16 protein-coding genes are annotated in these 13,708 nt (G+C 72.7%); 11 read left to right on the top strand and 5 right to left on the bottom strand.

The features are described 5' to 3' along the window. Window positions 1–68 precede the first annotated feature (68 nt). Window positions 69–845, top strand: coding sequence for an AraC family transcriptional regulator (locus tag WCD74_RS00225; protein WP_337692794.1), 777 nt, complete (start codon window positions 69–71; stop codon window positions 843–845). On the opposite strand, the gene WCD74_RS00220 is transcribed toward WCD74_RS00225, so the two are convergent. From WCD74_RS00220 to WCD74_RS00210, 3 genes are read right to left on the bottom strand one after another with little or no spacing between them, the layout of a single operon-like run. Then, a complete protein-coding gene (locus tag WCD74_RS00220; protein WP_337692793.1) occupies window positions 846–2,462 on the bottom strand; it encodes an acyl-CoA dehydrogenase family protein in 1,617 nt (538 codons plus the stop codon). 40 nt (window positions 2,463–2,502) lie between these two features. After that, on the bottom strand, window positions 2,503–3,147 hold the full coding sequence (locus tag WCD74_RS00215; RefSeq protein WP_337692792.1) for an antibiotic biosynthesis monooxygenase: 645 nt from the start codon (window positions 3,145–3,147) through the stop codon (window positions 2,503–2,505). Then, the gene (locus WCD74_RS00210; RefSeq protein WP_337692791.1) at window positions 3,147–3,713 is read right to left on the bottom strand and encodes a nucleoside deaminase; all 567 of its coding nucleotides are present in this window, start codon (window positions 3,711–3,713) and stop codon (window positions 3,147–3,149) included. Before WCD74_RS00210 ends, WCD74_RS00215 begins: the two co-directional genes overlap by 1 nt. A 416-nt stretch (window positions 3,714–4,129) precedes the next feature. Between WCD74_RS00210 and WCD74_RS00205 the strand changes: the two genes are divergently transcribed. From WCD74_RS00205 to WCD74_RS00195, 3 genes are read left to right on the top strand one after another with little or no spacing between them, the layout of a single operon-like run. Continuing rightward, on the top strand, window positions 4,130–4,897 hold the full coding sequence (locus WCD74_RS00205; RefSeq protein WP_337692790.1) for a 5-formyltetrahydrofolate cyclo-ligase: 768 nt from the start codon (window positions 4,130–4,132) through the stop codon (window positions 4,895–4,897). 37 nt (window positions 4,898–4,934) lie between these two features. Continuing rightward, window positions 4,935–5,897: a cyclase family protein gene (locus tag WCD74_RS00200; protein ID WP_337692789.1), complete on the top strand. Its 963-nt coding sequence runs from the start codon at window positions 4,935–4,937 to the stop codon at window positions 5,895–5,897. Next, the gene (locus WCD74_RS00195; protein ID WP_337692788.1) at window positions 5,894–7,564 is read left to right on the top strand and encodes an AMP-binding protein; all 1,671 of its coding nucleotides are present in this window, start codon (window positions 5,894–5,896) and stop codon (window positions 7,562–7,564) included. The genes WCD74_RS00200 and WCD74_RS00195 overlap by 4 nt, the downstream gene beginning before the upstream one ends. A gap of 72 nt (window positions 7,565–7,636) precedes the next feature. Here the strand turns inward: WCD74_RS00195 and WCD74_RS00190 are convergent, their stop codons facing one another. Continuing rightward, window positions 7,637–8,179, bottom strand: a complete 543-nt coding sequence (locus WCD74_RS00190) for an HdeD family acid-resistance protein (protein ID WP_337692787.1) — start codon at window positions 8,177–8,179, stop codon at window positions 7,637–7,639. A 75-nt stretch (window positions 8,180–8,254) separates the two neighbouring features. Here WCD74_RS00190 and WCD74_RS00185 point away from each other — a divergent pair, with 75 nt between their 5' ends. After that, window positions 8,255–8,749 carry a DUF305 domain-containing protein gene (locus WCD74_RS00185; protein ID WP_337692786.1) on the top strand — a complete coding sequence of 165 codons (495 nt, stop codon included), beginning with the start codon at window positions 8,255–8,257 and terminating at the stop codon, window positions 8,747–8,749. Window positions 8,750–8,756: 7 nt separating this feature from the next. Here the strand turns inward: WCD74_RS00185 and WCD74_RS00180 are convergent, their stop codons facing one another. Continuing rightward, window positions 8,757–9,650 carry an isocitrate lyase/PEP mutase family protein gene (locus WCD74_RS00180; protein WP_337692785.1) on the bottom strand — a complete coding sequence of 298 codons (894 nt, stop codon included), beginning with the start codon at window positions 9,648–9,650 and terminating at the stop codon, window positions 8,757–8,759. 92 nt (window positions 9,651–9,742) lie between these two features. Between WCD74_RS00180 and WCD74_RS00175 the strand changes: the two genes are divergently transcribed. The 6 genes from WCD74_RS00175 (at window position 9,743) to WCD74_RS00150 (ending at window position 13,706) form a co-directional block, all read left to right on the top strand. Then, window positions 9,743–10,381: a GntR family transcriptional regulator gene (locus WCD74_RS00175; RefSeq protein WP_337692784.1), complete on the top strand. Its 639-nt coding sequence runs from the start codon at window positions 9,743–9,745 to the stop codon at window positions 10,379–10,381. Then, window positions 10,378–10,998 carry an isochorismatase family protein gene (locus WCD74_RS00170; protein ID WP_337692783.1) on the top strand — a complete coding sequence of 207 codons (621 nt, stop codon included), beginning with the start codon at window positions 10,378–10,380 and terminating at the stop codon, window positions 10,996–10,998. The genes WCD74_RS00175 and WCD74_RS00170 overlap by 4 nt, the downstream gene beginning before the upstream one ends. Then, the gene (locus WCD74_RS00165; RefSeq protein ID WP_337692782.1) at window positions 10,998–12,080 is read left to right on the top strand and encodes an LLM class flavin-dependent oxidoreductase; all 1,083 of its coding nucleotides are present in this window, start codon (window positions 10,998–11,000) and stop codon (window positions 12,078–12,080) included. Before WCD74_RS00170 ends, WCD74_RS00165 begins: the two co-directional genes overlap by 1 nt. Window positions 12,081–12,097: 17 nt before the next feature. Beyond that, window positions 12,098–12,616, top strand: coding sequence for an HAD family hydrolase (locus WCD74_RS00160; RefSeq protein ID WP_337692781.1), 519 nt, complete (start codon window positions 12,098–12,100; stop codon window positions 12,614–12,616). Between the two features lie 123 nt (window positions 12,617–12,739). Continuing rightward, window positions 12,740–13,087: a hypothetical protein gene (locus tag WCD74_RS00155; protein WP_337692780.1), complete on the top strand. Its 348-nt coding sequence runs from the start codon at window positions 12,740–12,742 to the stop codon at window positions 13,085–13,087. Between the two features lie 34 nt (window positions 13,088–13,121). Then, the gene (locus tag WCD74_RS00150; RefSeq protein WP_337692779.1) at window positions 13,122–13,706 is read left to right on the top strand and encodes a TetR/AcrR family transcriptional regulator; all 585 of its coding nucleotides are present in this window, start codon (window positions 13,122–13,124) and stop codon (window positions 13,704–13,706) included. Window positions 13,707–13,708 lie beyond the last annotated feature (2 nt).

Raw genomic sequence — 13,708 nt, 5'->3', positions numbered from 1 at the left:
GCCGATCCGGACACCGCGCCCATCGGTACTCCTCCAGGACACCTTCGCGAGCGTCTACCCTCGGCTGCGTGGACGCCGTCGGGACGCTGCTGGGGACGGTCCACGTCGACGACCCGGTGCTGCGGGTGGAGCGGCTGGCCCCCGGGCGGGCGTCGATCCCGACCGGGCACCGCTGGGCCCTGGTCACCCTCGCCGCCGGCGAGCTCGCCCTGCCCGACGCCGTCCTCGGGCCGGGCGACGCGCTCCTGACCCGCGGCCGCGGGCCGATGCCGGGGAAGGTCGGGGACGCCGGCACCACGGTGCTGGTGGCCGACTTCGCGCTGCAGGGCGAGGTCGGGCTGGCCCGGTTGCCCGAGGCGGTGGTGTGCCCCGCGGACTCCGAGATGTGCCGGCTGCTCATCGAGCGCCTCGCCGAGCAGCTCGACGCCGCCCCGTCCCAGGACGTCGTGTCCGCGCGGCTGCTCGACTGGATCGTCACCGAGACGGTCCGCGACGCCCTCGTGGCCGCCCCGACGGCCTCGGTGTCCGACCCCGTCGTCGCGGCCGCCCTCGCCGCCGTGCACGCCGACCCGGCGGGCGGGTGGACCGTGGAGGAGCTCGCCCGGCGCGCCGGGGTCAGCCGCGCGGGGTTCGCGCAGCGGTTCCGTGACGCCGTCGGGGTCGCCCCGCTGGCCTACGTCCGCGCGCTGCGGTTCGACCTCGCCGAGCGCGCCCTGCTGACCGAACCCGACGTCACCGTCGCCGCCGTCGCCCGCCGCGTCGGCTACGCGAACCCGTTCAGCTTCTCGACGGCGTTCCGGCGGGACCGCGGGGTCGCGCCCAGCGAGGTCCGGGCCCGGGCCTGATCAGCCGAGCGGGACCCGCGCGAGGATGCCGTCGACGTCCACGCCGCGGGGGAGCGTGCCGAAGGCGGCGCCGTGCTCGCCCGCCACGCGGGAGCCGACGAACGCGTCGGCCACCGCCGCGGGCGCGTGCCGGACCAGGAGCGCCCCCTGCAGGACGACGGCCATCCGCTCCGCGAGCCAGCGGGCGCGGTCCTCGGCGACGTCGCGCAGGTCGTCCTGGACCGCCTTCCACGCGACGTCGAGCCGGTGGTCGGCGCCGGCCGCGGCCTCGACCTCCGCGCGGTAGGCCTCGACGGCCGCCGGCTCACGGGACAGGACCCGCAGCAGGTCGAGCGCGTTGACGTTGCCCGAGCCCTCCCAGATCGAGTTCAGCGGCGATTCGCGGAACAGCCGCGGCATGCCGGACTCCTCGACGAACCCGTTCCCGCCCAGGCACTCCAGCGCCTCGCCGACCAGCGACGTCTGGCGCTTGCAGATCCAGTACTTGCCGAGCGTGACGCCGATCCGCCGGAACGCGGCCTCGTGCTCGTCGGTCGCCGACCGGTCCTGCGCGCCCGCGAGCCGCAGCGCGAGCGTCACCGCGGCCTCCGACTCCAGCGTCAGGTCCGCGAGCACCGCCCGCATCAGGGGCTTCTCGGCGAGCGTCGAGCCGAACGCCGACCGGTGCTGCGTGTGCCAGACCGCCCGCCGGACCGCGTCGCGCATCCCGGCGGCCGAGCCCAGCGCGTTGTCCAGCCGGGTGCACGCGACCATCTCGATGATCGTCCGCACGCCGCGACCCTCGTCGCCGACCCGGAACCCGATCGTGCCGTCGAACTCCGGCTCCGACGAGGCGTTGGAGCGGTTGCCGAGCTTGTCCTTCAGCCGCTGGATCGCGAACGGGTTGCGGGCGCCGTCGGGAAGGATCCGCGGGACGAGGAAGCACGTGACGCCGGCTGCGGTCTGCGCGAGCACGAGGAACACGTCGCACATCGGCGCGCTCGTGAACCACTTGTGGCCGGTGAGGGAGTACGTGCCGTCGGCGTTCGGGGTCGCCGTCGTGGTGTTGGCGCGGACGTCCGAGCCGCCCTGCTTCTCGGTCATCCCCATGCCCGCCAGCAGACCCGTCTTCGATGACGGGTCGGTGAGCCCGGGCTGGTAGCTCCGGGCCATGAGCCCCGGCCCGTACTGCGCGAACAGCTCCGGCGCGTGCTTCAGGGCCGGCACCACGGCGTGCGTCATCGACACCGGGCAGCCGTGGCCGGCCTCGGCCTGCGACCACACCAGGAACCCCGCCGCCCGTGCCACGTGCTGACCGGGGCGGCCCTCCCACACGGCGCCGGCGAAGCCTCGTTCGACCGCTTCGCCGAGCAGCGCGTGGTAGCCCGGGTCGTAGTCGACCTCGTCGACGCGGTGCCCGAACCGGTCGTGCGTACGCAGCCGCGGCTCGTTGCGGTGCGCCGCGTCGGCCCACTCCCGGACCTCCGCGCTCCCGGCACGGCGCCCCGTCTCGTGCAGCTCGTCCAGCGCCCACCCCGCGCCCTCGCGGTCGACCGCCTCCAGCAGGGGCGGGTCGGCCGCGAGGTCGACGTCGACGAGGTCGGGAGCCTGGTTCGTGACGACGTGCGTGGGGGCCATCGCCCGATTCCACCACGCCGGGTTACCTGTGGGTAGGCCCTCAGGTGAGCACGGCGAAGACACCGGCCGCGACGGCGAGGAACACCAGCGAGGCCACGGTGCCGAGGACATCCGTGCGCGGCTGCGGCGCGTCCCGGGTCGGCTCGAGCCACCGACCCAGCGCCCGCGTGACGACCGGCATGACGACCCACGTCAGCAGCCCCACCGACAGCACGTTCCCCACCAGCAGGCTCGCCCACAGCGGGGCCGCCGGCCACAGCGCGGAGAGCCCCAGGGTGAGCAGCACGACCGTCGGGTAGAGCCCGACCAGCACCGACAGCGCCGTCTTCCACGACGGCGTGGCCGGGCCCGCCGCACCCGTCGTCGGGAACCAGCTGCCGAACGACGCGGGGACCCGCTGGAGCCGGAAGTCGCGGAAGCGCTCGCTCTCGCGGATCAGGTGCTCGCGCTCCGGGGAGGCGAGCCAGGTCTCCAGCGCGTCCTCGGAGGCGAACCGCGTGACCGCGACCCAGTCGTCCTGGACTCCGCTCACCGGCGGGTGCAGCTCCGTGCCGCGGTGCCCCGGCGACCGGCGCTCGGCCTCGGTCATCCGGTGCTGCCAGGCGAGGAAGTCCGCCTCGTCGTGGGGCGGGACGTGGTGCGCGACGACGACGGTGACGAGGTCCGTCGCCGGCTCGACGCTCATCAGTAGGGGTGGCGGTCGGGGGTGGCCAGGTACTCCTCGTACACCTTCGCGCCGAGGTCCGGGCGGAGCTGCTCGATCTTGATGCGCCGCTCGCTGAGGGGCCGGCCGAAGTCCTCGTACTGGAACTGGTCGTCGAAGCCGACGCCGCGGGTGGCCTCGAGGTCGTTGGCGAAGTAGACGGCGTCGCAGCGCGCCCAGTAGATGGCGCCCATGCACATCGGGCAGGGGATCCCGCTGGTGTAGACCTCGGTGCCCATGAACATCCGGGCGCGGGCCTCGACGACGTCGGGGGACCCCTCGGGGCGGGGGACGAGGGCGAGGTGGTGGTCGGCGCGCTGGTCGGGGGCGATGCTCGGCACGTACGGGTTGAGCACCGTCGCGGCCTTGCGGAGCATCTCGACCTCGGCGTGCGCGGTGACGTCGCCGGTCAGCAGCACCCGGTTCTGCCCGCGGGCGACGATCTCGCCGTCCTTCGCGAGCACGGCGCCGAACGGCCCGCCCCAGCCCCTGCTCACGGACTCCGCCGCCAGCCGGCAGGCCTCCGCCATCAACTCGTCGTGGGTCATGCCTGGCCTCTCGCCGTGGGTCGCGCGGGGTTGCGGACGTGGCGGAACGCTAGGCCGAATGCGGGTGTACGAATAGCTCGTTCGGAGCAACGGATGATCTCGCGTCGGACTCGGGACGCTGCGTGCTCGATCGGGCACGGTCCGTCACCTCGGGTCGCGGACCGTGCGCGAGAACCGATTCCGCCGGAATCGGTTCTCGCGCAGGATGCGGAGGTGCCGGGCCGCCGTGGCCCGGCGGCTGCCCCCTCGGCGAGTGCTCCGTGAGGCAGCCTCGGCGGCCTCGGAACCTGCGCGATGTCGCACTCGGCGCGACGATCCGCCGCTCCGGCGGCTGCCTCACCAGCGAGTGCTACGTCAGGCAGCTCCGGCGGCCCCGGAACCTGCGCCAGGTCGCACTCGGCGCGACGATGCGGACCATGGCGACGTCCCACGACCACGACGCCGGGGGAGACCCGGAGACCCTCGCCGCGAAGCAGGAGCTGCGCGAGCACGTGTGGGCGCGGCTGACCGAGGAGAAGCAGGCCCGCTTCCCGGGCGCGCGGAACCGCATCCCGAACTTCGTGGGCGCCGAGAAGGCCGCCGACCGGCTCCGGGACACCGACGTCTGGCACAACGCCCGGACGATCAAGTGCAATCCGGACTCCGCCCAGTGGCCGGTGCGGCAGCGGGCGCTCGAGGACGGCAAGACGGTGTACATGGCGGTGCCGCGCCTGGCCGAGGCGAACCCCTTCTTCCTCCTGGACCCCGACGACCTCGGCGACCGCACCCCGCGCCAGGCCTCCTCGATCAAGGGCGCCACCGCCGCGGGGCGCACCGTCGCCGTCGAGGACCTGGAGCCGGTCGACCTCGTCGTCGCCGGGTGCGTGGCGGTCACCGAGGACGGCGCGCGGCTGGGCAAGGGCGGCGGCTTCTCGGACTTGGAGTTCGCGGTCGCGTTCGCGACGGGCCTGGTCACCACGACCACGCCCGTCGTCACGACCGTGCACGAGCTGCAGGTCGTCGACGCCATCCCGACCGTCGCCCACGACGTCACGCTCGACCTGATCGTCACCCCGGAACGCGCCCACACCAGCCGTCACGAACCGCGTCACGAACCCGCGATCGCCTGGGACGAGCTGACCGCACAGAAGATCGAGTCGATCCCGCTGCTCGCTTCCCGGAGCCGGATGCGCATGGCACGGTGAGAGCCGGGTCACCCACTCGACGACGAGGAGACAGACGATGGCCGACGTGCCCTCGATGCGAGACCTGCTCGGCGACAACCCGCCGCAGAACTGGGGCAAGTGGGGTGACGACGACGAGGTCGGCTCGCTGAACTACCTCGACTCCGCCCAGGTGCTCCGGGGCGTCGCGAGTGTGAAGAGCGGCCAGGTGTTCACGCTGCAGTGCCCGATGGGCCACCCGCACGGCGACCCGGTCTTCCCGGGCCGCGAGGGCATCAAGCGCGAGATGGTCTGGGACCAGGAGCTGTTCGAGTCCGGGCAGGGTCCGTCGTTCCCCGGCGGCATCCGCGCGACCGACGACAAGGCCGAGATCTTCCTGCAGGGCTCCTCGCAGTACGACGCGCTCGGCCACGCCTGGTACGACGACACCCTGTGGAACGGCCGCTCGGCCGACACCACCAACGGTGGCGGGATGAGCTGGGCGTCGGTGCTGCCGATCGCCGAGCGCGGGATCGCGGGACGCGGCGTGCTCATCGACATGGCCCGCCACCGCGGCAAGGAGTGGCTGGACAAGGGCGAGACCTTCACCCACGACGACCTGCAGGAGGCGGCGTCGAAGCAGGGGACCTCCATCGAGGACCGCGACATCCTGCTGATCCGCACCGGCTTCCTGAAGTACTTCTACGCCACGCCGGCCGAGGAGTTCTACGAGGGCTTCGTCGAGCCGGGCCTGACGTACTCGCGCGAACTGGTCGAGTGGTTCCAGTCCAAGGAGATCCCGAACCTCGTCACGGACACGATCGCCAACGAGGTCACGGCGAACCCCGAGACGGGCGTCCTGCTCCCGCTGCACGCCTCCCTGCTGCGCAACCTCGGCGTGAGCCTCGCCGAGATCATCTGGCTCGACGACCTCGCCGACGCCTGCGCCGCTGACGGCCGCTGGGACTTCCTCTACACCGCCGCGCCGCTGAAGATCCACGAGGCGACCGGTTCCCCGGTGAACCCGGTGGTGATCCGGTGAGCGACTCCGTCTACGAGTCCAAGCCCTGGCTCGCGCGCTACCGCGACGACTACAACCACGGCGCCGTCACGATCGAGTTCGCGAGCGCGCTGGACATGTTCCGCGCGGCGCTCGAGCGCGACCCGGACTGCGAGATCGTCCGCTACTTCGACGGCACGCTGACGATGCGCGAGCTCGACGAGCTCTCGGACGCGTTCGCCGTCGCGCTCGTCGACCGCGGCTTCGCCGAGGGCGACCGGCTCGCCACGTACCTGCAGAACATCCCGCAGGTGCTGGTGGTCGTCGTCGGGACCTGGAAGGCCGGCGGCATCGTCGTCAGCGTCAACCCGATGTCGCGGCAGCGCGAGCTCACGACGATCCTGACCGACTGCGAGGCGACCGCGATCGTCTCGCAGGAGGACCTCTGGTCGATCGCGAGCGAGGTCGTCCCGAACACGAGCGTGCGGATCGCGTTCTCCACCTCGCCGCTGGAGTTCCAGACCCGCCACGACGAGCGCCTCTTCTCCGGCATGGAGCGGACCGACTGCGCGGGGGCCGAGGACCTGACGACGGTCCTGGAGCAGTTCCGCGGGCGGAAGCCGGAGCCGGTGACGCTGACCGGCGACGACGTCGCGTTCCTCGGCTACACGAGCGGGACGACGGGCCCGCCCAAGGGCGCGATGAACACCCACGCCAACATCGTGTTCAACGCGCAGACCTACCGGGACTGGATCCAGCTGGGGCGCGAGGACTCCGTGTTCGGGGTGGCGCCGCTGTTCCACATCACCGGGGTGGTCGGGCACCTGGCGATCGCGCTGCTGCTGCCGTGCCCGCTGGTGCTGGCCTACCGGTTCGAGCCGTCCGTGGTGGTCGAGGCGATCCGGGAGCACCGGCCGACGTTCTCGATCGGCTCGATCACCGTGTTCATCGCGATGATGAACGCGCCGGGTGCGGACAAGGACGCGCTGGCGTCGCTGGTCAAGGTCTACAGCGGTGGCGCGCCGATCCCGCCGTCGACCGTGAAGGCGTTCCAGGACCAGTTCGGGCACTACATCCACAACTTCTACGGGCTCACCGAGACGAACTCCCCGTCGCACGGGGTCCCGCTGGGGGCGACGGCGCCGGTCGACGAGGCGTCGGGCGCGTTGTCGGTGGGCGTGCCGATCTTCGACACCGTCGTGCGGATCGTGCGCGACGACGGGTCCGAGGCCGACGTGGGCGAGGTCGGGGAGATCACGACCAAGGGCCCGCAGGTGGTGCCGGCCTACTGGGGCAAGCCCGAGGAGACCGAGAAGGCGCTGCGCGGCCCGGGCGGGATCGTCGAGCTGAAGACCGGCGACGTCGGCTACATGGACGCCGAGGGCTGGTTCTACGTCGTCGACCGCAAGAAGGACCAGATCAACGCCGGCGGCTACAAGGTCTGGCCCCGCGAGGTGGAGGACGTCCTCTACGAGCACCCGGCGGTCCGCGAGGCGGCCGTCGTCGGGGTCCCGGACGAGTACCGGGGCGAGACGGTGAAGGCGTTCGTCTCGCTGCGGCCGGGGCAGACGGCGGAGCCCGACGAGCTCATCGCGTTCTGCAAGGAGCGGATGTCGGCCTACAAGTACCCGCGCCAGATCGAGCTGCGGGACGAACTGCCGAAGACGGTCACCGGGAAGCTGCTCCGGCGGGAGCTGCGGGGGACCTGATCCGTACGAGCGGGCCGTTCGTCACGATCTACCGTGACGAACGGCCCGTTCGTACGTTTCCGGCCCGGCGCCTCAGCGCGAGGAGCGCCGCAGGCTGAGGGCGAGACCGATCTCCGACGCGCCGCGCAGCAGGAAGCCGAACCCGGCGAGCAGCGCGATCGTCCCGACGGCGGCTCCGGGCGAGAACAGCAGGACCATCGCGGCCAGCAGGGCGAGCACGCCCATGCCGATGTTCCAGCCGCGGTGCTCCTTCGAGCGCGCGGCGACGAACAGGTCGTTGATCCCGGCGAAGAGGAACCACAGCAGCAGGCCGACGACCATGATCGTCACGCCCGTGCCCGGGAAGAAGATCACCAGGATGCCGGCGAGCGCGGTGATGATCCCGAAGATCGCCACCCACCACCGGCCCGGCGCGCCGTGCTGCACGCGCAGGGCCACGGTCGCCTCGATGATGCCGGAGATGAGCAGGCCGATCCCCAGGAAGATCGCGAGCACGAGGACCGTGGCGATCGGGAAGACGAGGGCGATCAGGCCGACGACGACGCCGAGGATGCCGTCGGCGAGGATCCAGCCCCAGCGCTTGGCGACGTGGGACATGTCGATCGTGGAGGTCACGTCTCGTTGCGTACACCCTGGGTGGTTCGCGCACCAGCACGGCGCGCTCACACGTGATCAGGGAGGCTGGCCCGCGTGCTCCGGTTGCTCGTCCTCGTGTTCCTGACGGCGGGATGTGCGGCGGCTCCCGCGCCCGCCCCGGCGGCCCCCGACCCGGACGTGCAGTTCGCGTCGATGATGATCCCGCACCACGAGCAGGCGCTGGAGCTCTCCGCTCTCGTCGCCGGGCGCACCACGGACCCGACCGTCACCGACCTCGCGTTCCGCATCGACCGCGACCAGGTCGAGGAGGTCGGCCAGCTCCAGGGCTTCCTCAACCTCCGCGGCGGACCGCCCCCGATGCCGATGCACGCGATGGCGGGCATGGCGGACGCCCCGACGCTCGAGGCGCTCCGGACCTCGTCGGGACCGGCCTTCGACCGACTCTGGCTCCGCACGATGATCGCCCACCACGAGGGTGCGCTCACGATGGCGCGGGACTACCCCGGCGGTGCGCTGACCGAGTTCGCGCGGACGTTGACGCTCACCCAGCAGGCCGAGATCGACCGGATGCGAGGTGCGCTGGGCTGACGGGCAGCTACCGGTAGCGCTCCTCCAGTTCCCGGATCTCGGTGATCCCGACGATCTCGGTGAACGCGTCGAGGCCGGGCACGTCCAACTGCTCCAGGGCGCCCGTGGGAGAGCCCTCCTTCGCCAGGTGCTCCAGCATCTGCCGCACCCCCGAGGCCGCCGCCAGCAGCGTCGAGACCGGGTAGAGCACGAGCGCGAAGCCCAGGTCCGTCAGCCGCGACAGGGGCGGCAGCGGGGTCCGCCCACCCTCGGCGCCGTTGAAGACCAGCTTGTACCCGGAGAGCTCGGAGGCGACCTTCTCCAGGTCGTCGCCGGAGGTCGGGGCCTCGACGAACAGCACGTCCGCGCCGGCCTCGGCGAACGCCCGGGCCCGGTCGATCGCCGCGTCGACCCCGGACACCTGACCGACGTCGGTCCGCGCGATCAGCACCAGGTCGGGGTCGGTCCGGGCGTCCACCGCCGCCCGGATCTTCGCGGTCATCTCCTCCAGCGGCACGACCTGCTTGCCCGCCAGGTGTCCGCACTTCTTCGGCATCACCTGGTCCTCCAGGTGCAGCCCCGCGACGCCCGCCTGCTCGTACTCCCGCACGGTGCGGATGACGTTGATCGGGTTGCCGTAGCCGGTGTCGGCGTCCGCGATCAGCGGCACGTCGACCGTCGACACCATCCGGCGGGCGTTGTCGACCATCTCGGCCTGCCCCAGCAGCCCCACGTCCGGGCGGCCGAGCAGACCCGCCGTCGTCCCGAAGCCGGTCATGTAGACGACGTCGAACCCGGCCTGCTCGACGAGCCGCGCGGTCAGCGCGTCGTAGGCGCCGGGCGCGACGACGGGCCGCCCGGAGTCGAGCAGGCTCCGCAGCCGGGCCCGTCGGCCGGTGGGGTGACTGAGCAGGTCGGCCATGACCCGTCCTCTCGTTGTGTACAAACTTGCGCTGGAAGCTGGTCAGATGCTGCCCGGAACCCTACGTTGCGTACAACACCGCGGGAGGGTGCATGACGACGACCACGGGACGCGCGCACGTCGCGCTCCGCGAGTCGATCCTGCGCGGCGACCTGGCACCGGGCGCCCACCTCGGCGAGGTCGAGCTCGCGGAGCGGCTGGGCGTCTCGCGGACCCCCGTGCGCGAGGCGCTCTCCCGGCTCGCCGCGGAGGGCCTGGTGGAGGTGCTGCCGCACCGGGGCGCCCGCGTCGTCCGGCTCTCGCCCGAGGACCTCGACGGCATCTTCGACGTCCGGCTCTCCCTCGAACCGCGGGCGACCGCCCGGGCCGCCACCCGGGCCACGGCGGAGGACCTGGATGTCCTGGACGACCTCGCCCGCCGGATGCTCGAGGTCGGCGCGCCCGGCCCCGACCAGGACCTCGACGCGATCGTGCCGCTCAACCGCGACTTCCACGCGCGGCTGCTGACGACGGCCGACGCCCCGGCGCTGTCGGCCGCGCTCAGCAACGTGGTGCACACCCCCGTCGTCCTGCGCACCTTCCACACCTACGACCCGGCGTCGCTGGCCCGCAGCCTCGCCCACCACGCCGAGATCGTCGCCGCGATGCGCGCCGGCGACGCGGACTGGGCGTCCTCGGTGATGCGCAGCCACATCGGCAACGCGCGCGCGGTGATGGTGAGGAGCCGATGAGCAATCCGCACGGGACGAACTTCGCCGGCCGGCTCGGGTGGGGGAGCAGCCCTGCCCTCGTCGTCGTGGACCTGGTCCGCGCGTACACCGAGCCCGGCGGCCCGTTCTTCCTCGACGGCCACCAGGACCGCGTCCTCGCCGCGACGGCGGACCTGGTCGCGGCGGCAAGGCAGGCGGCGGTCCCCGTCGTCTGGACCGTCGTGCGCTACGCCCCGGACCTCTCCGACGGCGGGTTCTTCACGGCGAAGGTGCCCGCCCTCGCCTGCTTCGCCGAGGGTGCCGACGGCGGGTGGGGCGAGCTCGCGCTCGCACCCGCGGCCGACGACGCCCTGCTCGTCAAGCAGCACGCCTCGTCGTTCGCCGGGACGTCGCTGGCCGGGACGCTGCGGGCGCAGGGCGTGGACACGGTCGTCGTCGCCGGCGTCTCCACCTCGGGCTGCGTGCGCGCCACCGCGACCGACGCGCTCGCCGAGGGCTTCCGACCCGTCGTCGTGACGGAGGCCTGCGGCGACCGCAGCGACGCGCTGCACGAGAACAACCTGGCCGACCTGGACGCGAAGTACGCCGACGTCGTCGGACTTCCCGAAGCCCTCACCCATCTCGGAGGTCACCGGTAATGCAGTACGGCGTCTTCATCCCGAACGCGACCAACGGCTACATCATCTCCACCGGCAGCCCGTTGTACCGGCCGAGCTTCGCGCACAACGTCGCGATCACGCAGGAGGCCGAGCGTCAGGGGCTCGACTTCGTCCTGTCGATGATGAAGCACCGCGGCACCGGCGGACCGAGCGACTTCTGGGGCGAGTGCCTGGAGTCGTTCACGCTGTTCGGCGGGCTCGCGGCCGTGACCGAGCGGATCGGGCTCTACCCCTCGGTGACCACCCTCGCGACGCACCCGATCATGGCCGCACGCATGGTGGCGACGATCGACGAGATCTCCGGCGGTCGCTGCGGGCTCAACATCGTCACCGGGTGGAACAAGCCGGAGTACACGCAGATGGGGCTGTGGCCCGGCGACGACTACTTCAACCGCCGCTACGAGTTCGCCGCCGAGTACGTCCAGGTGCTGCGGGCGCTCTGGAGCGAGGGCCCGACGACCTTCCACGGCGAGTTCTTCGACTTCGACGAGGCCGACATGCGCCCGAAGCCGCTGCACACCCCGACGGTGGTCTGCGCCGGGCAGTCGCCCGCCGGCCAGGCGTTCACCGCGAGGTACGGGGACCGGAACTTCATCATGGCCGAGCGCTCGAAGGTCGGGTCGATCGCGACCGGGGTGAAGGAGCTGGGCACGGGCGAGGGTCGCGACGTCGGCACGTTCGCGCTCTACTGCATCATCGCCGAGGAGACCGACGAGGCGGCGGACGCGCTCTGCGACCACATCGTCGCGAACGCGGACCTCGAGGCGATCAGCGTCATGACGACGGGTGCCTCGCTCGACACGAACCCCGACGGCACCTCGGCCCAGTTGCTCGCCTCGTTGGAGCGCCCGGCCGCCGAGGGCAACATGGCGTTCCTGTCGCTGCCGGTGATCAAGGGTTCCTACGAGCGGGTCGCCGCGCAGCTCGACGAGATCGCGGTGACCACCGGGATCGACGGCGCGCTGCTGACCTGGCCGGACTTCGTGGACGGCGTCACCAAGTTCGGCGAGCGCGTGAAGCCGCTGCTGAAGGAGGCCGCGCACACGCCCGTCGGGGTCTGATCGACGAGGATGGGCGCGTGAGCGTCCTGTCCGCCCCCCAGATCCCGATGCTCTTCGTCGAGCTGGACGCCGTGCGCCGGACCGAGGAGGACCTCGGCCGGCCGTACAAGGGCCCGCTCGACGTCGAGGTCCACCTCGACGCCGTCGAGCGGCTGCGGCTGTGGAAGGCCGGGGGCGGGCGGGTCGTCGGGTTCGCGCACCTGCCGGGCGTGGCGCGCGGGGAGCTCGCCGAGGACGTGGCGGTCCGCCTGCTCTGGACGGTCCACGAGCGGGCGGGCAACCCGTTCGACACGCTGGTCCACTGCCCGCACGACCCGGAGGCCCCCACCCCGGACCTGTCCCGCTGCTGGTGCCGGCCCCCGCTGCCGGGTCTGCTGATCGCCGGGCAGGAGCAGGTCGCGCTGCGCCAGCGGGAGCGCTACCCGGTCTGGATGGCGCTCGTCGTGGCCGCGAGCGCCCCGGTGCGGGAGTGCGCCGAGGGACTCGGCCTCGACGTCGTCGACGCCGCCGAGTGGCGGTGGGGCGCCGCCGGGTGATGTTCCCCGGATCACCGTCCGAAACGCGCTGACCTGGGCGGATGGCGCAGAACGTCCCGTGGTCGGCGCGCGGCCACAGGTGTATGCCGGAGCTACGCAACTATCGGCTCCGAGGTGACCACCATGTCCGACCGACCCATGTCCGAGCGCAAGCACGTCGTGCCCGCGCCTCCGTCCCACTGCTGGGAGGTGCGGGGCTGGCAGCCGCCGCCCCCGCCGTCGGAGGAGGAGTCCGGCTGGCGCACCGTGGCGTTCTGCCCGACCCACGACGACGCGGTCGCCATCGCGCACGCGCTCGTGGCCACCGGGGCGGACGGGTCGTTCGAGTACGCCGAGGTGTGGGGGCCGTCCGAGGACGACGGCGGACGATCCCACGTCTGCGAGCGCTACCCCGAGCCGGACTCCGACGAGCGGCGCGCCATGTGGTTGCGCGCAGCTTCATCGCTGTACACGGACGGCCTGACCGTCTGACCGGGAAGGGCCCGGCCCGTGTCAGGATGGCCGCATGGGCCAGGCCACCCGGGACGGGTTCTTCGACGCGGCCCTGCGCCTGCTCGCGGCCGGTCACGACGACGGGTCGGAGGGCGCCCGCCCCCGCCCCGGCCTGCGGCTGGCGCCGCTGTGTCGGGCCGTCGGCGTCACGACCGGCTCGTTCTACCACCACTTCGAGGGCTGGGACGGGTTCGTCGCGGCCCTGCTCGAGCACTGGGAGACCACCGAGACGGCGCGGCTCGTGGAGGCGGCGGGCCGCGAGGCGGACGCGGTCCAGCGGCTGTCGCTGCTCACCCACCTCGCGCTGACGTTCCCGCACGAGGCCGAGGCCGCGATCCGCGCGTGGGCGCACGTCGACCCGCGGGTCGCGGTGGTGCAGCGGCGGGTGGACGACGCCCGGAGGGCCGCGGTCGCCGAGTGCGCCGACGAGGTGCTGCCCGGCCAGGGCGAGCAGGTCGCGTCGCTGGCCCTGGACACGCTGATCGGGTTCCAGTGCCGCCTGCGCCCGCTGGAGGTCGACGACCTGCGCGCCCGCTTCGCCCTGATCCTGCGGCTCAGCGGGCTGCCGACCCCGGACGGACTGCTGCCGCGCCGCTAGGG

The organism is Actinomycetospora aurantiaca (assembly GCF_037401875.1).
GTDB lineage: Bacteria > Actinomycetota > Actinomycetes > Mycobacteriales > Pseudonocardiaceae > Actinomycetospora > Actinomycetospora aurantiaca.
This window is presented reverse-complemented; position numbering and strand designations above follow the sequence as displayed.

Coding starts and splice junctions, on each gene's coding strand:
- WCD74_RS00220 (WP_337692793.1), bottom strand. CDS start 2,462: ATGGCCCCCACGCACGTCGTCACGAACCAGGCTCCCGACCTCGTCGAC.
- WCD74_RS00215 (WP_337692792.1), bottom strand. CDS start 3,147: ATGAGCGTCGAGCCGGCGACGGACCTCGTCACCGTCGTCGTCGCGCAC.
- WCD74_RS00210 (WP_337692791.1), bottom strand. CDS start 3,713: ATGACCCACGACGAGTTGATGGCGGAGGCCTGCCGGCTGGCGGCGGAG.
- WCD74_RS00205 (WP_337692790.1), top strand. CDS start 4,130: ATGGCGACGTCCCACGACCACGACGCCGGGGGAGACCCGGAGACCCTC.
- WCD74_RS00200 (WP_337692789.1), top strand. CDS start 4,935: ATGGCCGACGTGCCCTCGATGCGAGACCTGCTCGGCGACAACCCGCCG.
- WCD74_RS00180 (WP_337692785.1), bottom strand. CDS start 9,650: ATGGCCGACCTGCTCAGTCACCCCACCGGCCGACGGGCCCGGCTGCGG.
- WCD74_RS00175 (WP_337692784.1), top strand. CDS start 9,743: ATGACGACGACCACGGGACGCGCGCACGTCGCGCTCCGCGAGTCGATC.
- WCD74_RS00170 (WP_337692783.1), top strand. CDS start 10,378: ATGAGCAATCCGCACGGGACGAACTTCGCCGGCCGGCTCGGGTGGGGG.
- WCD74_RS00165 (WP_337692782.1), top strand. CDS start 10,998: ATGCAGTACGGCGTCTTCATCCCGAACGCGACCAACGGCTACATCATC.
- WCD74_RS00155 (WP_337692780.1), top strand. CDS start 12,740: ATGTCCGACCGACCCATGTCCGAGCGCAAGCACGTCGTGCCCGCGCCT.
- WCD74_RS00150 (WP_337692779.1), top strand. CDS start 13,122: ATGGGCCAGGCCACCCGGGACGGGTTCTTCGACGCGGCCCTGCGCCTG.